The 23,273-nt window shown below is 70.2% G+C and carries 24 protein-coding genes; 9 read left to right on the top strand and 15 right to left on the bottom strand.

Annotation, left to right across the window (positions count from 1 at the left end; all coding sequences use genetic code 11):
* The first annotated feature begins 55 nt into the window (after positions 1-55).
* Positions 56-724: a L,D-transpeptidase gene (locus TTY48_RS12085; protein ID WP_220657724.1), complete on the top strand. Its 669-nt coding sequence runs from the start codon at positions 56-58 to the stop codon at positions 722-724.
* A 9-nt stretch (positions 725-733) separates the two neighbouring features.
* Here the strand turns inward: TTY48_RS12085 and TTY48_RS12080 are convergent, their stop codons facing one another.
* From TTY48_RS12080 to ppk2, 3 genes are read right to left on the bottom strand one after another with little or no spacing between them, the layout of a single operon-like run.
* Complete coding sequence (locus tag TTY48_RS12080; protein WP_220657723.1) at positions 734-1,573, bottom strand: alpha/beta fold hydrolase; 840 nt, start codon at positions 1,571-1,573, stop codon at positions 734-736.
* Positions 1,570-2,439 carry a hypothetical protein gene (locus TTY48_RS12075; protein ID WP_220657722.1) on the bottom strand — a complete coding sequence of 290 codons (870 nt, stop codon included), beginning with the start codon at positions 2,437-2,439 and terminating at the stop codon, positions 1,570-1,572. Before TTY48_RS12075 ends, TTY48_RS12080 begins: the two co-directional genes overlap by 4 nt.
* 59 nt (positions 2,440-2,498) lie before the next feature.
* The gene (ppk2, locus tag TTY48_RS12070; protein WP_220658564.1) at positions 2,499-3,434 is read right to left on the bottom strand and encodes a polyphosphate kinase 2; all 936 of its coding nucleotides are present in this window, start codon (positions 3,432-3,434) and stop codon (positions 2,499-2,501) included.
* Positions 3,435-3,523: 89 nt separating this feature from the next.
* On the opposite strand from ppk2, the gene TTY48_RS12065 reads away from it, so the two are divergent.
* Positions 3,524-4,171 (top strand): TetR/AcrR family transcriptional regulator, encoded by a 648-nt coding sequence (locus TTY48_RS12065; RefSeq protein WP_220657721.1) that lies wholly within the window; start codon positions 3,524-3,526, stop codon positions 4,169-4,171.
* Positions 4,172-4,218: 47 nt separating this feature from the next.
* Here TTY48_RS12065 and TTY48_RS12060 read toward each other — a convergent pair whose 3' ends face one another.
* The 8 genes from TTY48_RS12060 to TTY48_RS12025 are packed head-to-tail and all read right to left on the bottom strand — an operon-like array spanning position 4,219 to position 14,153.
* Positions 4,219-5,994: an ABC transporter ATP-binding protein gene (locus TTY48_RS12060; RefSeq protein WP_220657720.1), complete on the bottom strand. Its 1,776-nt coding sequence runs from the start codon at positions 5,992-5,994 to the stop codon at positions 4,219-4,221.
* Complete coding sequence (locus tag TTY48_RS12055; RefSeq protein ID WP_220657719.1) at positions 5,991-7,736, bottom strand: ABC transporter ATP-binding protein; 1,746 nt, start codon at positions 7,734-7,736, stop codon at positions 5,991-5,993. The genes TTY48_RS12060 and TTY48_RS12055 overlap by 4 nt, the downstream gene beginning before the upstream one ends.
* A gap of 43 nt (positions 7,737-7,779) precedes the next feature.
* A complete protein-coding gene (locus TTY48_RS12050) occupies positions 7,780-8,886 on the bottom strand; it encodes an isochorismate synthase MenF (protein WP_220657718.1) in 1,107 nt (368 codons plus the stop codon).
* Positions 8,883-9,506 carry an isochorismatase family protein gene (locus tag TTY48_RS12045; RefSeq protein ID WP_220657717.1) on the bottom strand — a complete coding sequence of 208 codons (624 nt, stop codon included), beginning with the start codon at positions 9,504-9,506 and terminating at the stop codon, positions 8,883-8,885. The genes TTY48_RS12050 and TTY48_RS12045 overlap by 4 nt, the downstream gene beginning before the upstream one ends.
* A complete protein-coding gene (locus TTY48_RS12040) occupies positions 9,503-11,155 on the bottom strand; it encodes a (2,3-dihydroxybenzoyl)adenylate synthase (RefSeq protein ID WP_220657716.1) in 1,653 nt (550 codons plus the stop codon). The genes TTY48_RS12045 and TTY48_RS12040 overlap by 4 nt, the downstream gene beginning before the upstream one ends.
* Entirely contained in the window at positions 11,152-11,901 is a 750-nt protein-coding gene (locus TTY48_RS12035; RefSeq protein WP_220657715.1) for an SDR family oxidoreductase, read from the bottom strand. The genes TTY48_RS12040 and TTY48_RS12035 overlap by 4 nt, the downstream gene beginning before the upstream one ends.
* A 15-nt stretch (positions 11,902-11,916) precedes the next feature.
* Positions 11,917-12,852, bottom strand: coding sequence for a methionyl-tRNA formyltransferase (locus TTY48_RS12030; RefSeq protein ID WP_220657714.1), 936 nt, complete (start codon positions 12,850-12,852; stop codon positions 11,917-11,919).
* Complete coding sequence (locus tag TTY48_RS12025) at positions 12,852-14,153, bottom strand: lysine N(6)-hydroxylase/L-ornithine N(5)-oxygenase family protein (protein WP_220657713.1); 1,302 nt, start codon at positions 14,151-14,153, stop codon at positions 12,852-12,854. The genes TTY48_RS12030 and TTY48_RS12025 overlap by 1 nt, the downstream gene beginning before the upstream one ends.
* Before the next feature lie 117 nt (positions 14,154-14,270).
* On the opposite strand from TTY48_RS12025, the gene TTY48_RS12020 reads away from it, so the two are divergent.
* Positions 14,271-15,305: an iron-siderophore ABC transporter substrate-binding protein gene (locus tag TTY48_RS12020; RefSeq protein ID WP_220657712.1), complete on the top strand. Its 1,035-nt coding sequence runs from the start codon at positions 14,271-14,273 to the stop codon at positions 15,303-15,305.
* Positions 15,306-15,441: 136 nt separating this feature from the next.
* A complete protein-coding gene (locus TTY48_RS12015) occupies positions 15,442-15,930 on the top strand; it encodes a cyclophilin-like fold protein (RefSeq protein ID WP_220657711.1) in 489 nt (162 codons plus the stop codon).
* A gap of 83 nt (positions 15,931-16,013) precedes the next feature.
* On the opposite strand, the gene TTY48_RS12010 is transcribed toward TTY48_RS12015, so the two are convergent.
* Both TTY48_RS12010 and TTY48_RS12005 read right to left on the bottom strand, forming a co-directional pair.
* The gene (locus tag TTY48_RS12010; RefSeq protein ID WP_255585650.1) at positions 16,014-16,676 is read right to left on the bottom strand and encodes an epimerase; all 663 of its coding nucleotides are present in this window, start codon (positions 16,674-16,676) and stop codon (positions 16,014-16,016) included.
* 33 nt (positions 16,677-16,709) lie between these two features.
* Entirely contained in the window at positions 16,710-17,615 is a 906-nt protein-coding gene (locus TTY48_RS12005) for an SDR family NAD(P)-dependent oxidoreductase (RefSeq protein ID WP_220657710.1), read from the bottom strand.
* A gap of 103 nt (positions 17,616-17,718) precedes the next feature.
* Between TTY48_RS12005 and TTY48_RS12000 the strand changes: the two genes are divergently transcribed.
* A complete protein-coding gene (locus tag TTY48_RS12000) occupies positions 17,719-18,285 on the top strand; it encodes a TetR/AcrR family transcriptional regulator (RefSeq protein WP_220657709.1) in 567 nt (188 codons plus the stop codon).
* A gap of 148 nt (positions 18,286-18,433) precedes the next feature.
* Positions 18,434-19,630 carry an MFS transporter gene (locus TTY48_RS11995; protein ID WP_220657708.1) on the top strand — a complete coding sequence of 399 codons (1,197 nt, stop codon included), beginning with the start codon at positions 18,434-18,436 and terminating at the stop codon, positions 19,628-19,630.
* A 35-nt stretch (positions 19,631-19,665) separates the two neighbouring features.
* Here the strand turns inward: TTY48_RS11995 and TTY48_RS11990 are convergent, their stop codons facing one another.
* Positions 19,666-20,577 (bottom strand): helix-turn-helix domain-containing protein, encoded by a 912-nt coding sequence (locus tag TTY48_RS11990; protein ID WP_220657707.1) that lies wholly within the window; start codon positions 20,575-20,577, stop codon positions 19,666-19,668.
* Between the two features lie 142 nt (positions 20,578-20,719).
* Between TTY48_RS11990 and TTY48_RS11985 the strand changes: the two genes are divergently transcribed.
* Complete coding sequence (locus TTY48_RS11985) at positions 20,720-21,745, top strand: zinc-dependent alcohol dehydrogenase family protein (RefSeq protein WP_220657706.1); 1,026 nt, start codon at positions 20,720-20,722, stop codon at positions 21,743-21,745.
* 33 nt (positions 21,746-21,778) lie between these two features.
* Here the strand turns inward: TTY48_RS11985 and TTY48_RS11980 are convergent, their stop codons facing one another.
* Positions 21,779-22,675, bottom strand: coding sequence for a siderophore-interacting protein (locus TTY48_RS11980; protein ID WP_220657705.1), 897 nt, complete (start codon positions 22,673-22,675; stop codon positions 21,779-21,781).
* Between the two features lie 157 nt (positions 22,676-22,832).
* On the opposite strand from TTY48_RS11980, the gene TTY48_RS11975 reads away from it, so the two are divergent.
* Both TTY48_RS11975 and TTY48_RS11970 read left to right on the top strand, forming a co-directional pair.
* Complete coding sequence (locus TTY48_RS11975) at positions 22,833-23,069, top strand: phosphopantetheine-binding protein (RefSeq protein WP_220657704.1); 237 nt, start codon at positions 22,833-22,835, stop codon at positions 23,067-23,069.
* On the top strand, positions 23,066-23,266 hold the full coding sequence (locus TTY48_RS11970) for an MbtH family protein (protein ID WP_220657703.1): 201 nt from the start codon (positions 23,066-23,068) through the stop codon (positions 23,264-23,266). Before TTY48_RS11975 ends, TTY48_RS11970 begins: the two co-directional genes overlap by 4 nt.
* Positions 23,267-23,273: the final 7 nt, after the last annotated feature.

Below are 23,273 nucleotides of genomic sequence, written 5' to 3'. Positions count from 1 at the left end.
GGACGCACTCCATGCCATACTGTGACACATGTTGCTCAGGAGGCGGAAGTTTCTCATGGGACTAGCTGTGGGCCTGCCCGCGTCCGTCGTGGCCTCATCGCTGGTCGTTCCGCAGGCCGCCGCCGCGGAGCCGGACGCGGCCCTGCTCGATGCGGCGGTGGCGGGAGTGCCCGGGACGCAAGAGGTCATCACCGTGGCGGCACCGTCGTTCAGCTCGACGGAGGTGCAGGTTTCGGCCTGGGCGAAGCTCGAGCAGGGCTGGACACGGGTGTACGGACCGGTGCCGGGCAAGGTGGGGCAGCAGGGCATCGGCGAGGGCAAGGACGGGGTGCCGCGCACCCCGTTCGGCGTCTTCCGCCTCGACCTCGCCTTCGGCCGCCAGGACAACCCGGGCACCACCCTGCCGTACACCAAGGTGACGAATCAGCACTGGTGGGACGGCAATGTGAACTCGCCGACCTACGACCGCATGGTCACCCAGGCCGCGAGCCCCGGACCGGAGAGCGAGAACCTCTACGACATGGGCCCGGTGTACGACTACGCCGTGCACTTCGACAACAACCCGACCCACACCCCCGGCAAGGGCGGCGCGATGTTCCTGCACGTGACCGACGGCAATCCCACCCTGGGCTGCGTGGCGATCAGCCGCGAGGGCATGATCGCACTCCTGAAGTGGCTCTCCCCCGCCTACAACCCGGTGCTGGTGACCGGTCTCGCCGGCTAGGCCGCACGCCTAGGTGTTCGCGAGGACCCAGTGGTCCAGCACGGGAACCACCTTGCCGGGCTCCACGATCCACTGATTGTGGCCGAGCCGCTCCGGTATGCGCTCGTGCGTCACCGATTCCGCGGGGAACTTCTCCCCCACGTAGCGGGACTGCCGATCGCTCACCAGATCGTCCCCCGCGATGGCGAGAGTCAATACCGGCGTGCGGGTACCGGCGAGCCGGGCCTCGTAGTCGACATCCGCTCCCTCGACGTTGAAGTCGCCGGTCTGCACCAGGTGATCGAAGTCGCGGACGATGCCCTTCGGTACCTCGCCGAGCCCGTCCGGACCGGACCAGTGGCCCCGTCGGGCTGCGGCCTTGGCGGCGACCGAGGTGCCGATCCGCCGCGCGGTGCCCGACAGTCCGTCGAGCTTGTAGTAGCCCGTGCCGCAGGCGATCAGGATCACCCCGGCCAGGTTCCGCCGGGCCCGCGCCGCGTACATCACACCCATCAGCCCACCGAGGCTGTGCCCCACCAGGATCCGCTTCGCATCCGGGAACTTCTGTTTGACCAGAGCCGAGACGGCCGGATAGTCCTCGACCACCACGTCCTGAAAGCCGTGCGCGCCACTCGCCCCGCGCGGCCGCGAATCGCCCTGTCCCCGCAGCTCGGCGACCACCGCGTTGTACCCGGCGTCGACCAGAGCGCGGCCGAGATCGTCGAAGTAGCCCGCGGGCACGTTCACACCCGGCCAGATCATCAGGCACGGGGCCTTCGGGTCCGGGCCGCGGAAAATGCGGACAGGGTTGGTGGTCCCGTCCTTGTAGGTCAGGGTCGCGACCGTCGGGCGACGGGCCGGTGAGGTCACCAGTCCCGCCGATCCGCCCGCCGGGCGGCGAAGGCCCCCAGTCCGCCGAGCACCAGTCCCACGGCGGCGAGCGCGCCGCCGACCACGGCCTCGGTGAGGATCCAGGGGCGCATGCTGCGGTCCACCTGGGCGATCGCCGCGTCGAAGACGGCGGGGCTCAGGCCGCCCGCGGCGCCCTGCCCGGACAGGTACGACGGTGCCGCAACGCCCAGCAACCACGTGACACCGGCGGCGACGGCGATACCGAGCCCCAGGTAGAAGATCAGGAATCCCCGACGGTGCGCGGCCAGTAGCGCGAGCAGTCCGGCGACCACGGCGGTGAGCGGCGCGATCCACGCCGCCTGCCGGATCGTGTCGGCGACGGACGCGTACCGTCCGGCCCGGAACAGGTCCCGGTTGGCGCCCGTGCCGGACAGGTCGATCGTCACCTTCTCGGGCACGGCCACCTTGACGCCGTTCGCCGCGGCCACATCGCGGATCATCGGCGCGAGGTCGATCTCCGCGGTGGTGGCGCCCCGCATCCGCTGATCGGCGGTGGGCTCCACCAGCAGCCAGGTGTGCACCTGGCCCACGGCCTGGGTGAAGGCGCCGGGGAACTGCGGGCTGCGGGTGTAGTTCGTGACGTACGGGGTGATCGAGTCCAGCGGCGGCCGGGCGTCACCCTGCTCGGTCAGCAGGCGCTGCACCTGCTCGGAGATCTCCTGCGCCATCGCGTCCTGCACGCCACGATCGCGGCCCAGGGGCTCCATGAGCGCGGTGAACCGGTCGCGGTCGAGCACCTCGCGCTTGGCCCAGTTCGCGGGCACCGCCACGAAGGTGGCGAGGATCGCCACCAGCACCAGCAGGAAGGCCGTGAAGGAACGCACGGAAGCCAACGTACTGGACGAACCCATCCGGCCCGCTCAACTACTGCCCGTGCCCCCGATCAGTCGCTGATCAGATCCTTGCCGCGGCCCACGATCAGCGGGTCGGTCGCGCCGACAACCTCGTGGTCCTTGTTGTCGTACTCGAACTTGTTGAGGATGAAGCGCATCGCGTTGAGCCGGGCGCGCTTCTTGTCGTTGCTCTTGACCACGGTCCACGGCGCCTGATCGGTGTCGGTCGCGTTGAAGACCTCCTCCTTGGCCGCGGTGTAGTCGTCCCACTTGTCCAGGCTCGCGAGGTCCATCGGCGAGAGCTTCCACTGCCGCACCGGGTCGATCTGCCGGATGGCGAAGCGGGTGCGCTGTTCCAGCTGAGTCACCGAGAACCAGAACTTGGTGAGGTCGATGCCGTCCTCGATGAGCATCCGCTCAAACAGCGGGACCTGGTGCTCCCAGCGCTCGTGCTGCTCATCGGAGCAGAAGCCCATGACCCGCTCGACGCCGCCGCGGTTGTACCAGGACCGGTCGAACAGCACGATCTCGCCGTTGGTGGGGAAATGGTCGATGTAGCGCTGGAAGTACCACTCACCGGCCTCGCGGTCGGTGGGCTTGACCAGGGCCACCACACGCGCGCCACGGGGGTTCATGTGCTCCATGAAGCGCTTGATGGTGCCGCCCTTACCGGCGGCGTCGCGGCCCTCGAAGACGATCACGAGGCGCTGGCCGGTGTCCTTGACCCAGCGCTGCAGCTTGAGCAGCTCGATCTGCAGCAGCCGCTTCTCCCGCTCGTAGTCGGAGCGGCGCATCCGCTCGGAGTACGGGTAGCCCTCGCGCCAGGTGTCCACCACGTGCCGCTCCGGCGTCAGGAGCACCGGATCGTCGTCATCGTCGTCGTTGACGGTGAAGCCGTCGGTGGCGCGCAGGTCGACGATCTTCTGCAGCGCGTCGCGGCCGCTCACGGCACTGAGGTCGATGCCCACCGGCAGATCCAGATCCATCACGCGCGGAACGCTACGGTCGGTGTCCGTCGGATCGGTGAACGGCGCGTGAACGCGGGGCGACCCGCGCGACGAGTAAAGTGACCCTGATGTCTACCACCACCGGATCCCGCCGCCGCGCCGAGCACCTCGGCCCCGAGCGCCGTCGTCCCCAGGTGTTGGACGCCGCGCTGGAGATCGCCGCGCGCGACGGCCTGGCGGCCGTGACGATCGGCACCGTCGCCGATCGGCTGCAGGTGACCCGCCCGGTGATCTACTCCTGCTTCCCGGATCGTGTCGCGCTCATCACCGAGCTGCTCGACCGCGAGACCGAGAAGATGATGACCTACGTGCTCACCTCGCTGCACAACGCGCACGGCGAAGACCCGGAGCGGGCCTTCATCATCGGCGTCCAGGGCCTGCTGGCCGCGGTCAACGAGCGCGCCGACACCTGGCAGCTGCTGTTCTCCGGCATCACCGACCCCGAGGTAGTGCACCGCGTGCAGGGCGCCCGTACGACGCTCGCGAAGCAGGCCGAGGACTGGATCCGTCCGGCGCTGATCCGCTGGTGGGACATGCAGGACCTGGACCGGAAGCTGCCGATGCTGATGGAGCTGTTCGTCTCCGCGTGCGAGGCGGCGGTGCGCACCATGCTGGCGGACCGTCCGGACGACGCCGGACCCGAATGGCGCGGCGATTCGGACCGGATCGGCGAGTTCTACGGCTCCGCGATCCACCGCGCCTTCCACGGCGCCTGACTCGTCGCGCGGCGGCGCTCAGCCCCGCTCGGCGCACCGTCGCACGGTCATCGGTGCCGGGTCCACGCCGCCCAGAGCTGCGAGTACCGGCCACCGGCCGAGCGGAGCGCATCGTGGGTGCCCGCCTCGACGATCCTGCCGGATTCCATCACGAGGATCCGGTCGGCGCGCGCGGCCTGACTGAGCCGGTGTGCCACGACCAATGCGGTACGGCCCCGTAGCGCCGCCTGCGCCGCGTCCTCCAGGACATCGGCCTCGGAGCTGTCCGCGTCGGCGGTGGCCTCGTCGAGGATCACCGCGGGCGGATCGAGCAGCACGATCCGCGCGAGCGCGAGCTGCTGCTCACGCATCGGCGTGAGTGCGTGCCCTGCGGCACCGACCACCGTATCGAGCCCGGAATCCAAGCGGGACACCCAATCCCAGGCACCCACCCGCTCGAGGGCGGCGCGGACCTGCTCCTCGCCGGCCTCGGGTGCCACGAGGCGGAGGTCGTCGATCAGGGTGCCGGCGAAGACGTGCACGTCCTGTGTGAGCAGTACCGGTGCGGCGCCCTCGGGCAGATCGCCGACCGGGGTCGAACCGACTCGCACCGTCCCCGATTCCGGGGTGTGCACCCCGGCGAGGAGCGCGGCGAGCGTGGACTTGCCGGCGCCGGAGGTACCGACCACGGCCACCGTCTCGCCCGGGCGGATCACCACGGTCACATCGTCGAGCACGCGCCGGTCATGGCCCGCGTAGCGGAAGCCGACCCGCTCGACGCTCAGTTCGGGGGCGCCGGGCGCCGTGTCCGCGGCGGCCGCCGGACGCTGCTCGCCCGTCTCGGCGAGGTCGATGACGCCCACGATCCGGGCCAGGGAGGCCGCGGCCGATTGGATGTCGTCCATCACCAGCAGCAGTGCGCCGATCGGGCCGAACAGGCGCAGGAACAGCAGCATCGCGGTGGTGACCGCGCCCACCGTCACGGCATCGGCCTGCACCAGGTAGAAGCCGACGAGCACGATGGTGGCCATGCCCACGAATTCGGCGAGGTTCACGCGGCCGAACAGCCGGTTCTGCACGATCCGGGCACGCATGGACCAGCGCACCACGCCCCACGATCCGCCAGCGATCCGGTCGGAGGCCTGCTGTTCCAGCGCGTAGGCGTGCACGGTCTGCAGGCCCCGGATCGATCCGAGCACGTGGTGCGCCCGCTCGGCCATCGCGGCCCGCTCGGCCCGGTACACGGGCGGCGCGGTGCGCAGGTACATCCGCACGCCGGCCCAGTACACCGGGAGCACGGCGACGACCACCACGAGGAAGCGCCAGTCCACGGCGGCCAGCCCGAACATGGTGACGGCCACGGTGAATCCCGACCGGGACAGGGCGGGCACCCCGCGTGAGATGGCCTCGCTGACCACCACGACATCGTCGGTGGCGCGCGAGACCAGATCGCCGGAACCGGCCGCCTCCACACGTTCCTGCGGCAGTCGGAGTGCGGCGCCGAGCATCCGCTCACGGAGCCTGGCGAGGGCCGTCTCGAACAGCTGCGCCGAGGCCGCGATCCCCACGCCGGTGAGCGCGGCACCCGCGATCGTGGCCACCGCCATCACGGCGCCGATCCGCACCACATCGGCCACCTCGCCGCGGTTGATCGCGTTGTCCACCATCGCCCCGAAGCCCCAGGGCGCCACGAGGCCGAGGGCCGCGCCGAGCAGCAGGATCACGATCACCCCGGCCAGGGCGCCCCCGCGTCCACGCAGCAGTCCCCGCGCGAAGGAGAAGGTGGTGCGCCCGTCGGCGACGGGAAGCAGTCCGGGGGCGGTGGATTCGCCGGTGGTGGTCATCGGATCACCTCGATCGGGTCCGCCGCGTCGCGCGCGGCCACGGTCACCTCCGCACCGGACACGGTGAGCACCGTATCGGCGGCGGCGATGAGTGCCGGGGAGTGGGTGAAGATCACCGTGGCGCGGTCGGCACGCAGGCCGCCGAGCCGCTCGGCGATGGTGGCCTCGGTGACCGAATCGACTGCGCTGGTGGGATCGACGAGCACCAGGGTGGCGGTGTCGGCGGCGAGGGCGCGGGCCAGGGAGACCCGCTGGCGCTGGCCCCCGGACAGCAGTCGTCCGGCTTCGCCGACGGAGGTCTGCAAGCCCTGGGGCAATACCTCGATGACGTCGTCGCATGCGGCGGCGAGGAGCGCGGCGGCCACCCGGTCGTCCGCCCCGTCCGCGGCCACGGCCACGTTCTCGGCGACGGTGCCCTCGAACAACGTGGAGGTGTGCGGTGCCACGCGCACCGCAGCCAGTGCCGCGTTCTCGGTGAGCGAGTACAGGTCGGTGTCACCGGCGTGCGCCGCGGCGCCGCCGGCCGCACGCGCCCGGGAGAGCAGCGCGGTGGCGTCGGCGACGGTGTCGGCGTCACAGACGACCGCGGTCGTGCCACGGCCGGGGAACTCGAGGTCGACGGTGCCGGTTCCGGAGCGGACCCCGGTGAGCCGCACCGGGGTCGGGTCGCCGTGCGGCGCGGTGCCGGCGCCCTCCTCACGCACGTAGGGAGCCTGCAGCACCATGAGCACGCGCTTCGCGGAGGCGTGTCCGGCCACCCAGAACTTGCCGAAGTTGCTGCCGAGCTGACTGAGCGGTCCCATCGCCACCTGGGTCACGCCGACCACCGTGATCAGTTGCCCCACGGTGAGTGCACCGTTGACGGCCTCGATTCCGGCGAGCACGCCCACCAGCACGATGAACACCGCGGACACCGCTTCCATCGCGCCCACGTAGGCGCCCTGGGAGCGGCGGGCGCGGATCACGGCGGCCAGGGCCCGGCCGCTCGCGGAGCGGTAGCGCCGATCCGCCTCGGGTTCGGCGTGCACGCCCTTGATCACGCGGAATCCCGCGACCAGATCGGCGGCGGCGCCGGCGGCCTCGCCCGCCTCGCGCTGTTCCGCCTCGCTGCGGGCCCGCAGGGTGTTGCCGGCCTTATCGAGGCACCACAGCATCGCGGGCGCCCCGAGCAGCACGAGCAGGCCGAGCGGCCACGAGATCGACAGCAGCACGACGCCGCAGAAGACGATCGCGGCGAGTTCCCCCACCGGGTACAGGGTCAGCGCGATGGTCATGGCGAGCCGTTGCACATCGGCGGTCGCGATGGACAGCAGGACACCGGGGGTGTGCCCGCCGGACAGTCCGCGGGGATCGATGATGCGGTCGGTGACCTGGGTGCGCAGCCGGTGCTGCACCGTCTGCATGCCGAGGAAGCCGATCCGGGAACCGAACCGGAAGCTGAACGACAGGAAGGCGAAGACGGCGGCGAGCACCAGCACCCAGCGCACCGTGGCCGGCCAGTCGCCGGTGGCGATGCCGCGGTCGATCGCCAGCCCCATCACCACCGGAACGAGTGCCTCGCCCACCTGGTGACCGATGATCAGCGCGGACCCCGGCAGCGTGCGCGAGGGGTTGCCGAACATGGTGCGCAGCACCAGCTGTCGCGGCGTGGTGTGCTCGTCGACCTGGATCGGGTCGGGTGCGGGTGGATCGGGCGGCGCCTCCAAGAACACGGGTAGCCGCGAATCGGCCCAGTCCGCCATGTGATCCTTCCTTGCTGTCGCCGGCATCGCGGCGAGGCCGCCGTCAGTGCGCGGCGGCGGTGAGCCGGAACGGCCCGAGTACGGTGCGCAGCTTATTGCGGGTCTCGTCGAGCTCGGCATCGGGATCGGAGGCGGCCACGATGCCTCCCCCGGCGGTGGCCCGCAGGCGGGTCCCGGTGGGGTCGAGTTCCGCGCTGCGGATGGTCACGCGCCAGTGTCCGTCGCCGTCCGCGGTGGTGTATCCCACGGCGCCGGCGTAGAAGCCCCGGTCACCCTCCAGATCGGCGATGGTGCGGGCGGCGGCGAGGCGGGGGAAACCGCACACCGCGGGGGTGGGATGCAGTGCCAGCGCGAGGTCGAGCGCGGTGGTCGACGGGTCCTTCAGCCGCCCCACGATCATCGTGCCGAGGTGCCACACCGGCCCGGCGCGGCTCACCGACGGTGCCGCGGGCACATCGAGCGCCGTGCACAGCGGACCGAGCGCGGCGGCGATCTCGTCGACCACGTACGCGTGCTCCTCGCGGTCCTTCGGCGATTCCAGGAGGCCGTCGGGTTCGGTGGCGGTGCCCGCGAACGGGTGGCAGGAGACGCGGTCGCCGTCGCGGCGCACCAGGATCTCCGGCGTGGAGCCCACCAGCCAGCGGCCCGTGAAGCGGGGCCCGGCCGGGGTGAGGTCGACGGCGAAGCCGTTGCCGTTGGCGTCACGCGAGCGGAGCACCTCGGCCATGGTCAGCGGGTCGATGGGCTCGGCCGCGGCGAAATCGACCGCGCGGGCCAACACCACCTTCTGCAGCTCCCCCCGGCGGATCAGGTCCACTCCGCGACGCACGCGTGCGATGTGCTCGTCGGGTGCGGGGATCTCGGTCAGCTGGGTGAGCGCCGGCAGCTCCGGCAGGTCCCGCGCCGACGGGAGATCGGCGGCGTGCCGGGTGGTGAAGGCCTCGGGGACCGTGAGCGCGGCCGGTGCGGCCAGGTCGAAGGGCAGGGCCCCGACCACGGCACCCGATCCGCGGCCGATCCCACTGCGCAGCGCCTCCGCGGCGACCCGGGGATCGGTGTACTCCGCGGCCACGCCGGTGCCCACCCGCTCCGTGCCGCCGGTGGCGAACACGAAGTGGGGCCGCGCACCGTCTGCGGTCCTATCGGTCATCGAAGTGCCTCTCGCACGCTGTCCGTGGTCTCCACTCTGCCGCATCGACCGGCCACGTACTGCAGTGCCCGCGCATGTTCGTCGGCGGAGAAGTCGGCGACGGCGTCCCGGACCACGTAGGGCTGGATGTCGCGCATGAAGGCGTCCAGCGCGGTGGTCATGATCCCGATGTGGGCGTAGATGCCCGCGATCACCAGCTGATCGCGGCCCCAGGCGCGCATCCGTTCGGCCAGATCGGACTTGGCGAAGGCGCTGTAGCGCCACTTGGTGAGCAGCACATCGCCGTCTGCGGGGGCCAGTTCGTCGATGATCGCCTCGTTCTCCGGCGCCAGGCCCGGGCCCCAGAAATCGGTGAGCAGGGCCCGCTCCTCGGGGTCCTGATCGCCCGGCTGCGCCGTGTACACCACGGGCGCACCGGCGGCGCGGGCCGCACTGAGCAGTGCTGCGATGTTGGGGACGACGGTGGCGAGCGGCTCCTGATCGCGTTCGAAGGGCCGCACGAAGTGCTCCTGCATGTCGTGGACCAGCAGTACCGCGCGGGCGGGGTCGACGGTCCAGTCCACGGTGTCGGCGCAGTCGACCTCGGGCAGGTCGTAGGTCACCGTCTTGGGCAGGCTCATCTCTTCTCCTCGGTATCGGTGCGCGCGGCGACGAGGTCGGCGAGCGCGCGGCGCAGTTCGCGGCGGCTGATCTTGCCGACGCCGGTGGTGGGGAACGCGTCGACGAACTCGATCCGGTCGGGCACCTTGTACTCGGCGACGCCGCGCTCGCGGACGAACTTCTTCAGCTGGGGCGCGGTGGGGCGGTCGTCGCCGGGAGCGGTGAGGATCACCGCGCAGGTGCGCTCGCCCAGGAAGTCGTCGGCCACGGCCACCACGGCGGCGTCGATCACGGCGGGGTGGGCCACGAGATGGTTCTCCACCTCCTCGGCGGCGATCTTCTCGCCGCCGCGGTTGATCTGGTCCTTCGCCCGGCCCTCGACCACCAGGTGCCCGCTCGGCAGGCGGCGGACGATGTCTCCCGTGCGGTAGAAGCCCTCGTCGTCGAACGAGGCGGCGTCCACGCCGCCCAGGTAGCCGCGGATCGTGTACGGGCCGCGGGTCAGTAGGTGGCCGGGCTCGCCGTCGGGCACCGGGGCGCCCTCGTCGTCGACCACGCGGACCTCGTCGTCCGGCGAGATCGGGCGGCCCTGGGTGCCGAGCACCAGGTCCTCCGGGTCGTCGTCGCGGGTGTAGTTGACCAGGCCCTCCGCCATGCCGAAGACCTGTTGCAGGCGGCAGCCCAGTTCGGGTTGCACGCGCCGCGCCGCCTCCACGGGGAACTTCGCGCCGCCCACCTGCAGCACCTCCAGCGTGCTCAGATCGGCGTCAGTGCCGGGCCTGGCCTGCAGCCACAGCATCGCGACGGGCGGCACGAGGGAGGTCATGGTGATCCGCTCGGCCTCGATCAGCGGCAGCGCGCGGTGCGGGGCGGGGTCGGTGCCCAGCACCACGGTGCCGCCGGCCCACAGCACGCCGAGGATGCCGGGCGAGCTCATCGGGAAGTTGTGCGCCACGGGCAGCACCACGAGGAAACGGGTGCCGGGCCCCAGCCCGCAGATCTTCGCGGACTCGCGCACGGAGTAGAGGTAGTCGGCGTGGGTGCGCGGGATCAGCTTCGGGACGCCGGTGGTGCCGCCGGAGAGCTGGAGGAAGGCCAGCGCGGCGGGGTCGACGGTGGCGGGTGTCCCGTCCGCGTCGCCGGTGGCGGGTTCGGCGAAGGGTTCGTCGTCGACGACGAGTACCTCGAAGCTGTCGTCGCCGAGTTCGGCCGCCACCTCGGCGCCGAGCGCGCGGTGATCGAACCGGGCGATGGTCGCCGCCGTGATCAGCGCGCGGGCACCGGAGGTCCGGGCGAAGTGCACGAGCTCGCTGCGGCGGTGCGCGGGCAGCGCGAAGACGGGAACGGCGCCAATGCGGAACAGGCCGAACAGCACGGCCGGGAACTCGACGGTGTTCGGGAGCTGCAGGATCACGCGGTCACCGGAGCCGATGCCCCGGGCGCGCAGTCCCGCGGCGACGACGGCGGCGGCACGGTCGAGTTCGCGGTAGCTCAGGCGCGTCGCCGCACCACGGTGGTCCTCGCCGACCAGCGCCTCGGCATCGCCGAACCGGCGGGCGGCTGCGGGTAGGAAATCGGCGAAGGTCTCGTCGGTCCAGTAGCCGGCGGCCCGGTACCGCGCGGCCACATCGGCGGGGAAGTAGTCCGTCGGAGCGGTGTCTGTGGTCATACGGTGGCGCCTCCGTCCACGGTGAGGACCTGCGCCGTGATGTGCCGGGCGCCGGCCGAGAGCAGGTAGTCGATGGCGCCGGCGATGTCCTCGGCATCGGCGATGCGGCCCAACGGGATTCCCAGGCGGTGCCGTGAGAGATCCCCGGCGACCGCCGCTGTTGCGGCCGCCTCGCCACCGAAGGCGGTCTGCATCGGGGTCGCCGTCGAACCGGGGGCCACCACGTTGATCCGCACACCGCTGGCCGCCAGCTCCAGGGCGAGCGTCAGCGTCACGGAATGCGCTGCAGCCTTGCTGGCGCCGTACACGCCGAGTCCCACCCGCGGGCCGTTGCCCGCATTGGAGCCGACGACCACGGCCGCGCCCGCCCCGCGCTGCGCCATGCGTGCGGTGACCGCGGAGAGCACGGTCACGGTTCCGGTGAGATTCACCGCGAGTGCGGTGCGCCAATCGTCCTCGGTGGCATCGAGAACCGGACCCGCCACCAGCACACCGGCACAGTGGGCCAGTGCGTCGATCGGTCCGTTCGCGCGCTCGGCGGCGTCCACGGCGGCCGTCACGGCCCCGGCGTCGGCCACATCGAGCTGATGGGTGGTCACGGCTGCGCCGGTGGCGGCCACCGCGGCGGCGGTGGCGGCGAGCCCGGCGGCGTCCCGGTCCGCCAGGGCGACGGGGCCGTGCGCGGCGAGCCGGATGGCCGTCGCGGCGCCGATCCCGGAGGCGGCGCCGGTGATGAATGCGTGCATGTCTCGCTTCCCGGGTCAGCCGAGGTAGGCGCCGGAGTCGCCGAGGATCTTGGCGGCGGGGTGCTCGGCACCGTCGGCCGTGCGCACGGTCTCGACGATCAGCGCGGGGTTGCCACCGCGCCAGGCGTCCGGTCCTGTCACGACGGCGATGCCGTCACCGTCGGGCACGCAGACGCGACCGGGCGTGCCCCCGTACCGCTTGGTGGACACCGAGGCGCCGGTGATCGCGAGACGCTCGCCACGGAAGACCGTGTGCGCGTTCGGGTACGGATCCGATTGAGCGCGGATCAGGCGCTCGATCGCGTCGGCGGGCCACGACCAGTCGATGGCACTGTCGGCGTCGGAGCGCTTGTGGAAGTACGTCGCGGCGGCGGGGTCCTGCGGGATCGGCTGCGCCGTCCCGGCTTCCAGCTCACCGAGTGAGCGGGCGACCAGCGGTCCGATCAGGTCGACGGTGCGGTGGAACAGGTCGACGGTGCGGTCGGCCGGGCCGACGGCGACGGACTCCTGGGCGATGATGGGCCCGGTGTCGAGGCCCTCGTCCATGAGGTGCGCGGTGACGCCGACGTGGGTCTCGCCGTTGATGAGCGCCCAGATCAGCGGCGAGAAGCCGGCGTACTTGGGGAGCAGCGAGTCGTGGATGTTGAGGGTCCCGAGGCGCGGCATCGAATAGATCGACTTCGGCAGCCAGGTGCGCCAGTTGTTGGCGACGATGATGTCGGGCTCCGCGGCCGAGACCGCTTCGAAGAGCGCATCGTCGGGCTTCTTGGCGAGGTGCACCGGAACCCCGCGGGAGGCCGCGAGCTCCTCGACGGAGTCGTTCCACATCATCTCGTACGGGTTGTTCGAGACGGGGTGGGTCACGGCGAGAGCGACCTCGTGGCCGGCGTCGAGGACGGCGGACAGCGTGCGATGGCCCCAGGTCTGGAAGCCGAACGTGACGACGCGCATCATGCTCCCTTCGCGGCCGCGAGGCCACTGGTCAGGCTGGTGTCGGCGACGATCGAATCGAGGATCTCGCCGGCGCGGACGGCGACGTTCGACAGCAGCGTTGAGCCGAGGCCGTGGGTGGATTCGGTAGCGCCCTGGACGTAGAGGCCGTCGACCGGCTCGCCGTCGACGGTGAGCACGTAGTCGCGGCCGACCTGCATGCGCTCGGGCGCGACGTCCCATCCGGCGAGCACGTCGGAGACGCCGATCGACCGGAAGCCGGTGGCGCACACGACGGCCGAGTAGTCCTGGCCGGTCGTGACGTCGGCGATGCGGTCACGCAGGGTCACGCGCACGCCGGTATCGGAGGCGACCGCCGAGGTCACGACCGTGGCGGGGCGCATCAGCAGCCGGCGATGCCCGGAGACCTTCTCCTGGTACTCGACGGCGTAGAGCTCGTTGATCAGCTCCAGGTCCACGCAGCCGTAGTTGGTGGTGGCGTGCCGCGTCATGAGTTCGCTGCGCACCTCCGCGGGGGCGTCGTAGAAGTCGTCGACGGCGGCGGGGTCGAAGACCTTGTTGGCGTAGGGGCTGTCGTCGGCGGGCTGGAAGCCGTAGGAGTTGAAGACGCTCTCCACCACGGCGTTCGGGTAGCTCCGATGCAGGAACTGCGCGACCTCGGCGGCGCTCTGCCCACCGCCTACGACGAGGAACCGGTGCGGCGCTTCGACATCCAGATCCGCCGCGGCCAGGTGCTCGAGCAACCGGTGGTTGTGGAACAGGCGCGGCCCGGCGGCGGCCCACTCGGGCAGCCGCTCGCGCAGGCCGGTCGCCACGACGACGGACCGGGCACGCAGGGCACCGTCACCGTCGGGTCCGGTGTACCGGACGAGCCACCGCGCACCGTCGACGGCCCCGTCCACGCGCTCGACGGCGGTCACGGTGGTGCCGTAGTCGATCCGCGCGGAGACGCTCTCGGCGACCCACGAGAGGTAGTCGGTGAACTCGACTCGCGTCGGGAAGAAGGTCTGGTGGTTGACGAAGTCGACGAGCCGGCCGCGCGCCTCGAGGTAGCTCAGGAAGGTGAACGGGCTGCGCGGGTTGCGGAGCGTCACCAGATCCTTGAGGAAGGCGATCTGCATCGTGGCGCCGTCGAGGAGCATGCCCGGATGCCACGCGAAGGAGGGCTTGCGTTCGAGGATCGTCATCGACAGCGGCGGCAGACCCGTCCGGTTCCGCTCATCGAGGGCCGCGGCGAGCCCCAGATTCGACGGCCCGGCCCCGATCCCGACCACATCGGCGATCGCGTGCTGCTGTCCCATGTATCTCCCTCGTCGATAACCTAGATAGGATAGGCATACCTGAAAGTAGAGACTGTTCGCCACCCGTGCGAACGTCTGTGGCCATCGACACAGGCCACCCGTCGAAGAGGAGTCACCGTGTTCGGGCCGTCCCGTATCACTCGCACCGCCCTGGCCTTCGCCACCATCGCCGCCCTGGTCACAGGCACCGCCGCGTGCGGATCCGGCTCGTCGAACGACGAGCACGCGCAGCACGATGCGGGCTTCCCCGTGTCGATCGCCTCCGCGCTCGGCACCGCCGAGATCAAGGCCCGCCCGGAGCGCGTGGTCACCCTCGGATGGGGCAGCACCGAGGCGGCGATCGCGCTCGGAGTGACACCCGTGGGCATGCGCGACATGTCCTCGGAGCTCGGCAAGGACGCCGGCGGGATCATGCCGTGGGTGCAGGAGAAGCTCGGCGACGCGAAGCCGGTGCTGCTGCCCGAGTCGAGCAAGTCGCTCCCGCTGGAGCAGATCGCGGCCCTCAAGCCCGACGTGATCCTCTCGGTCCAGGCGGGGCTGACCGCGGACCAGTACGCGCAGCTGAGCAAGATCGCGCCGACGGTCGCGCAGCCCGGCCGCAACTGGCAGACCTCCTGGCAGGACCAGACCACGATCGTCGGCAAGGCGCTGGGCCGCGAGGCCGAGGCGAAGACGCTGATCGCGGACACCGACAAGCGGATCGCCGACGTCAAGAGCGCGCACCCGGAGTTCGCCGGCAGGACGGTCGCGGCGGCCAGCGGTACCACGTCGGAGAGTCTCAACTTCTACTTCGACACCGACCCGCGGGTGCAGTTGCTGCAGAGCTTCGGCTTCACCGTCCTGCCCGAGCTGGCGGCGCTGCGCGAGGCGACGCCTCCCGGCAAGTTCGCAGCGCCGGTGAGCTGGGAGAACGTGCCCAAGTACAACGCCGACGTGCTGACCTCGTGGTTCCTCGACCCCGCGAAGCGCGAAGCCACCGAGGCCAACCCGTCGTTCGCGAGCCTGAAGGCGGTGCAGCGCAAGGCCTATGTCCCGCTGACCGATCCGCCGCTCGTCTACGCGGTCAGCTCTCCGAACGTGCTCGATCTGCCGTGGCTGCTCGACCGCTACGTGCCCCTGCTCTCCACCGCCGCGAAGAACACCGCCGGCTGATCCCGGACAGTTTCACGCGACTGCGACTGTGAGCGGGAGTCCCCGTCGGTACCCCCTTCGACAGGGACTCCCCCGGGCTCAGATCTTCGGATTCGATGGATCGGGTACAGCCCAGACCTTCCCCGAAGGACCCTCAATGCGACTCCCTGGACCCGCCTCCGGCATCACCCTCGCGCTCGCGGTGCTGCTCACCGGATGCGCCACCGTGGGGACCACTCCTCCATCGGCCTCCGCGCCCGAGGCCACTTCGCCGGACCAGGGTGTCGCGAACACTGTCGTGCACTTCACCGCCGGCGACACCGTCGTCGAGGTCGTGATCGACGCGGACACCCCGACGACGCGGTCGTTCCTGGCGATGCTCCCCATGACCCTGACATTCTCCGACTACGGAGGAAAGGAGAAGGTGGCCACTCCTGTCGGCGAATGGGACTTCACCGGCGCCGCGGGCCTGAATCCCGAGCCGGGCGACCTGTTCTCCTACATGCCGTGGGGCAACCTGGGGTTCTTCTACAACACCGACGGGAACACGTACGACTCCTCGCTGACCAAGATCGGGGAGACCGACGACCTCGATCGGATCGTGCTGCTCGACGGGCGGCAAGTGACCATCGCAGTCGCTCGCTGACCTGGCCGCCATCACCGGACTGCGGGCCATGCTGCACAGTGGTGCTCCGCGCTCACCGACCGGGTTCGGTCGTACGGCGCGAATCAGGAGTCGGCGGCGGTGTTGATACCGGCGGTGTCGAGGATTCTTTCGCGGACTTCGCCGCGGGCGGCGACGAGCATGGCCCGCCCCAGGCGCAGGCTTGTCGTGATGTGACCCGGGATGATCCGACTCAACAGCGGGTACAACGGCGTCACCACCCGGTACAAGACGACGTAGGCTGTCGTCTTGGCCTGAGTTCCGGGCAAGGGCACGATGAATCCGGGCCTGAACATGTGGGCCCGCTCGGAGAGGTCGAGCAGGGCGTTCTCCGTCTCACCCTTCACCCGCGCCCACATCATGCGTGAGGCAGTGTCGGTTCCTGCACCGGAGACGTAGCAAAATGTCAGGTCGGGATCGGCGTCCAGCAGAACTCGGGCCGCTGCCAGCGTGTAGTCGTAAGTAATGGTGCGGTAGTCGGTTTCGCTCATGCCGACCGCCGAGGTGCCCAGGCAGAACAGACACGCATCGTAGCCGGCGATTTCCCCCGACCGGATCGGCGTGAAGTCGCCGAAGTCGTCGTGGTGGATCTCACGCAGCTTGGCGTGGGTTCGGCCAGTGCTGGTGCGTCCGATCACCAGCACGTCGGTAACAGTGTCGTCGAGCAGGCATGCCTCCAGTACACCTTGCCCGACCATGCCGGTGGCGCCGAAGATGATGATGCGCATATGTTTCCCATCCAGTGGTGTGTGGTGAATCAGTCAGTCGAGGTAGGTGACACCGGTCAGGCCCTCGGAGACCTGCCACAATCGTCGTGCTAATTCGGGGTCGTGCGACCGCTTGCTCGACGACACCACCTTCGGAAGGCCACGGAGGCCCCCGGGGCCGTCTGGGCCGTAATACTGCCCGCCGGTGACGCCGGGGTCGGTCGCCGCGCGCAGGGTCGGCAGCGCGCCCCTCGCCGCGGACTGCGAGAACAGTTTCATCGCAGGAACTTCGATCGCCGCCGGCAGGTGCCGGCCCAGCTCGGTGTTCGATCCGCCAGGGTGGGCGGAGACGGCGATCACAGCCTCGCCGGCGGCTGCCAAGCGCCGCTGGAGTTCGTACGTGAACAGTAGGTTGGCGAGCTTGGACTGGCCGTATGCGGCCAGCCGGCTGTAACCGCGATCGAAGTTGAGGTCATCGAAGTGGATCGCCGCCCGAATACGGTGCCCGACGCTGCTGACTGTCACGACCCGTGAGCCGGGCACGGGCAGCAACGCGTCGAGCAGCAGGCCGGTCAGGGCGAAGTGCCCGAGATGGTTGGTGCCGAACTGCAACTCGAATCCGTCGGCAGTGGTCTGCTTGGGCGGATACATCACGCCGGCGTTGTTGATCAGCAGGTCGATCCGAGGATGGTTGGCCTTGACCTCGGCGGCCGCCTCCCGCACGGCCTCCAGCGACCCCAGATCGAGGCGCTGCAACTCCACCCGGGCGCCGGGCGTGGCTGCGGTGATCCGGTCCGCTGCGGCCCTGCCCTTCTCCATGTCGCGCACAGCCATCACGACGTGCGCGCCAGCGGCAGCCAGCGCGGTGGATGTTTCGAATCCGAGCCCCGAGTTCGCGCCGGTCACGACGGCGATGCGTCCGGTCTGGTCGGGAATGTCGACGGTGGTCCACTTCGGCATCAGAGCCTCCTCTGTAACATGAGCTAAACGGAACGAGCACTCCGCTTGCATCGAATATACGGAACGCACGCCCCGTTTGCCAGGTGTGCGGAAGGTGATCCACGTGACCGATAACGACAAACCACTGCGGGCGGACGCGATCCGCAACCGCGAAGCAGTCCTTGAGACCGCGTACCAGAGCTTCGCCGCTGAGGGGTTGTCGATCCCCATCGACGAGATCGCGCGCCGCGCCGGGGTCGGCGCAGGCACCGTCTACCGACATTTTCCCACGAAGAACGCCCTGTTCGCCGCCGTGATCGACCATCGCCTGACCCGCATCGTCGCCGCAGGGCGCGCGCTCCTGGACCAGGACGATCCCGGACAGGCACTACCGGAATTCATCCGGGCGATGGCCTTGTGCTGGGGTGCCGCCGATCAGGGATTGTCGCAGGCGATCGCCGGCGACGGGGTCGACATCGACACCATCGCCCCCGATACCGAAGCCCGATTCATGGGCCTGCTCGGCGAACTCCTCACCGCCGCGAAACAGGCCGGTACCGTGCGCGCCGACCTGACCGTCCGGGAGGCCAAAGCCATCATCGTCGCCTGCCAGGCCACCCAGACCCACACCCCCGACGTCGCCGAACGAGTCACCGCCCTCATCCTCGCCGGGATCCGCCCCCCAGCCTGAGGACGGCGAAGGGACGGGAACCGCCCCTCGCAGTACCCCCATCAACCGAGGCTCCCTCATGCGGGGAGGGCATGGTCGCATTGATCGAGACGGCCCCACCGGGACCCGACCGAATCAGTTCTCGATCGTAAGGAACATCCGCTCCGCCATGCCAGAATCATCGCCTCGATCCGCCGGTACTGAGCGCCTCCCGCTAGTGATCTACGTGCTCACCGCCGGGGTGTTCCTCATGGGCACCACTGAGTTCATCGTCGCCGGAATCCTTCCCGATATCGCTGACGATATCGGCGTCAGCGTTGCCGACGCCGGCCTGATGATCACCGTCTTCGCGGTGGGAATGATCGTGGGCACGCCGCTGATGGCGATCGCGACCCTCAAGCTCCAGCGCCGTCTCGCGCTGTCCCTGTCCCTGGTCGTGTTCGCGATCGGCCACATCGTCGTCGCAATGACCGCCGATTTCCGCGTCGTGCTGGTCATGCGCTTCGTGACGGCACTGGCCACCGGGGCGTTCTGGGCCGTGGCCGCTGTGGTCGCCGCGAAGGTGGTCGGCCCGAAACTGAGCTCCCGTGCACTGGGCATCGTCCTCGGGGGCGGGATGCTCGCGAATGTCGTCGGCGTCCCGCTCGGTGCGTTCGCCGGGCAGGCCATCGGATGGCGCGGTCCGTTCTGGGCGCTGGCGGCACTCGCGTTGATCACCGTCGTACCGATCGTCAAACACGTTCCCGTCGATATTGCCGGCGACGTGCCGGAACCGTCGGTGAGGGCCGAGATCGCGGGTCTTCGCGACGTGCGCATCTGGCTCGTCCTCGCCGGCGCCGCGATCGTGTGCGGCTCATCGCTCGCCGCCTACAGTTTCATCTCCCCGCTGCTCACCGAGAACGCCGGCATGGCGGCGTCGGCGGTGCCGCTCGTGCTGCTGGTCTACGGCCTCGGCGCACTGATCGGCTCCAACCTCGGCGGGAGGCTCGGCACCCATCACCCCTACACCGTGCTGTTCACCTCCGCTTCGGCCACGTTCCTGACGCTCGTCGGACTCGCGCTACTCTCCCATTCCCCGACCGCGGCCGTCGCGCTCGTGTTCCTCCTCGGCCTGTTCGGCATGTCGACCAATCCGATCCTCATCGGCAAAGCCGTCGGCTACGCCGAGCAGGCGCCCACACTGGCGTCGGCTCTGAGTACATCCTCGTTCAACGTCGGCACCGCCGTCGGCTCCTGGATCGCCGGGTTCGCCTTGGAATCCACACTCGGCGCGACCGGCCCCGTCGTCGTAGGTGCCACGATCGCGGCTCTGTACCTCCTGCCGCTGACAGCGCTGCTCCTGAAGGACCGCGGGCAGGGACGGTAGCGCGGCGCGCCCGCGGCCTCTGCGGTGTCGAGACGTCAGCTACGGTGCTGCGCAGACTCGTCGTCCAGGGTGGCGCCGAGTTCGGCCCGTGCCTCGAGCTCCTCGCTCGCCGCCCACGACGCGAGCAGCCGCATCCGCTCCGCGGAGTCCGATCCGGGCTCGGCGCAGTAGACCGTGAGAGTCAGCCCGGGTTCGGCTTCGAGGTCCATGCCCTCGTACGCCAGCGTCATCTCGCCGACGACCGAGTGGCGGAAGGTTTTGAACCCCGAGCCGTGGTGCCGGACGTCGTGCGCTCCCCACAGGCGGCGGAACTCCTCGTTCCGAGTCGAGAGCTCGCCGATCAGGTCGTGCAGCTCCTTGTTGTGCGGGTCCCGACCGGCCTCGGTGCGCAGGATCGCCACCGTGATCCCGGCGAACGAATCCCAGTCCGGGTAGAAGTCGTAGGAGCGCTGATCGAGAAAGGTGAACCGGGCGATGTTGGGCGGCTGCCCCGGCATGTCGTAGCAGTCCTTGTAGAACGCCCGGCCCAGGGAGTTCGTGGCCAACAGGTCCATCCGGCCGTTGCGCACGAACGCCGGGCCGGCGGTCACGGCGTCCAGCACCCATTGCAGGCTCGGATGCGGTGACCACGACTTCGGGTTCCGTCGCCGCGGAGGCCGAGCGACCGGGCTGGCCGCCTGGGCGAGGTCGAACAAGTACGCCCGCTCGGAATCGTCCAACCGCAACGCCTCGGAGACCGCGTGGAGTACCTCCGGCGACGCGCCGCGGATAGCGCCGCGCTCGAGCTTGGTGTAGTACTCCACGCTCACTCCAGCGAGCGTCGCCACTTCACTGCGTCGCAACCCTGCGACACGCCGATTGGTCCCGGCCGGCAAGCCCACGTGCTCCGGGCTCACCTTGGCGCGACGCGATGTCAGGAACTCGCGGACCTCGGCTCGATTGTCCATGCGCCCCAACATAGACGGTCCGACACCGGATAGGGAGTCCCTCCGAGTACCTGCATGCACAGGGGCTCCCGCACACCGGCAGCGTCGGCGACGATCAATCGCAACGGAGACCCGAGATCAGATCACAGGAAGGAGCGCTGCAATGCGCGCAGTGTTCATGGACGCCCCCGGTCAGGTCACGGTCGGGGAGCGTGAGGAGCCGAGGATCATCGATCCCACCGATGCCGTGATCAGAGTGACCGCCACCTGCATCTGCGGTTCGGACCTGTGGCCGTATCGCGGAGTCGAACCGGTGAACCACACCCCGATGGGACACGAATACGTCGGCGTCGTCGAAGAGGTCGGGGACGCAGTCACGACGGTCGAGCCCGGCGATTTCGTGGTCGGGTCCTTCGTCATATCCTGCGGTGAGTGCGCGATCTGCCGTTCGGGATACCCGTCCCGCTGCGTGCACGGCCAGTTCGTCTCACACGCTGTCGGAACCCAAGCCGAGCGGGCCCGGATCCCCTACGCGGACGGCACTCTCGTCGCCACTCCGGGCATGCCCGACGACGCCCTCATTCCTTCCCTGCTCGCCGCGTCCGACGTGCTCGGCACCGGCTGGTTCGCCGCCACTGCCGCCGAAGCGGGCCCCGGAAAGACCGTCGCAGTCGTCGGCGACGGTGCAGTGGGCCTGATGGGCGTTCTCGCCGCGAAGCAATTGGGGGCGGAGCGGATCATCGCGATGTCCCGGCACGCCGACCGGCAGGCCCTCGCCCTGGAGTACGGAGCTACCGACATCGTGACCGAGCGCGGCGAGGCGGGTATCGCCCGCATCAAGGAGCTCACCGGCGGACTCGGCGCCCACTCCGTCATCGAGGCTGTGGGCTCGCAGGAGTCGTTCCTCCAAGCCATCGGCGCCACCCGCCCCGGCGGGCACATCGGGTTCGTCGGTGTCGCCCACGAGGGCGTGACCATCCCGGCCGATCAACTGTTCTTCTCCCAGGTGCACATGCACGGCGGCCCGGCCCCGGTGCGGCGTTTCCTCCCCGACCTGATCCGGCTCATCTGGGATCGGAAGATCAACCCCGGCAAGGTCTTCGACCTCACCCTCCCGATCGAGGACGCCGCCGAAGGCTACCGGGCGATGGATCAGCGCAGAGCGACCAAGGTGCTGCTGACGCTGTAGCCGCCCGCTCCGGAGACCGGCCACCCGACGCCCCTACAGCCCCGCGGCCTCGAGGGCCTGCTCGTAGAGGTCGGTGGCCTCGTCGCGGGACTTGCCCGCGGCGAGGGCGTCGGCGAAGACGGCGCGCAGCCGCTCCTCCCCCGCCGCCTCGAAACGCTTGGTCCACGCCTCGGCGTCGTGGCGCCAGTACCCGACGACGTCGGCGCGGTCTCGCGCCCACCCGAGGCCGCGCACATGCTTCTTCGCGGCGCGGGTGTCCGCCGCCTCCCCGGCCAGCCACAGGTAGCCGTCGGCCGGCAGGTCGACGGTGCGCAGTACCTCCGGCAGGCGACTGGGCGCGGCCCCGTTGCCCGTGCCGATCACCTCGATCACCTCGGTGCCGGGCCGCTCCGGGAGGTAGGCGATCTCACTGCGGTCGAGGACCTCGGCGATCACGGTGACGTCCACACCGGCGGGGGTCTCCTCCAGGATGCGGGCGAGCGCGGGCAGCGCCGCGAGGTCGCCCGCGAGGACGTGCTGGGAGGCGTCCTCGGCGGGGTCGTACCAGGAGCGGGGACCGGCGGCGAGGAGCCGCCAGCCGGGGCGCGCGGCACGGAACCAGTCGATGGCGGGGCCGTGACCGTGCTCGGCCACGTCGACGACCATGCGGCGAGTCGCCGGGTCATAGGCGCGCACCGAGTAGTTGCGGTGGCCGAGACTGCGCTCGGGATCGGCGATCTCCCAGCCGCCGAGGGCTCCCGGATCATCCGACGGACGGGCGCTCAGCTCGGTGCCGTCCGGCGAGAAGTAGAACGCGATCGATTCGTCACCCGGCACGATGGGCACATAACCCCCGGCGGTTCCGCCGCCCACCTCGAACTCCAGACGCAGCAGGTTCTCCGCGACCTGCGAGGTCGCGGTGAGGGTGAGGACGAAATCGTTCCACTTCATGAGGCACTCCGAGCGGGGTCGGGCCGCGGCGCGGATCGGGCACGCTCCGCGGCGAACGGGACGGCGGCATGGTCCGGCAGGCGAGACACCTCACCAGCAAGTGTAGGCTTACCTACCTGACCGCATCGCAGATTACCCCAAGGAGACGGTTTCCGATATGTCCACCTCCCCGCTGACCGCAGACCGCGTACGCGCCGACGTCGCCGAGTTGCTGCAGGTCCCCGCGCAGTCGATCGCGGACGACGACAACCTCTTCGACCTGGGCCTGGACTCCGTGCGAGTGATGACGCTCATCCAGCGGTGGCGTGATGCGGGCGCCGCCGAACTCGAGTTCCCGGACCTCGCCGAGCAGCCCGAACTGGCGCACTGGCAGCGGCTCGTGGCGGGCGAATGAACCCGTTCGACGAACCGGACGCCGGTTTCCTCGTACTGCGCAACGACCTCGCCCAGCGCTCGCTGTGGCCCCGCTTCGCCGAGGTGCCCGCGGGCTGGACCGTCGAGTTCGGCCCCGCCTCCCGCGAGGAGTGCCGCGACCGCATCGAGGGCGTGTGGGCTGACCTCCGTCCGCAGCGCACCGACCTCCCCCGCTAGCCGAACC

It is taken from the genome of Tsukamurella sp. TY48 (assembly GCF_019656655.1).
GTDB classification, from domain to species: domain Bacteria; phylum Actinomycetota; class Actinomycetes; order Mycobacteriales; family Mycobacteriaceae; genus Tsukamurella; species Tsukamurella strandjordii.
This window is presented reverse-complemented; position numbering and strand designations above follow the sequence as displayed.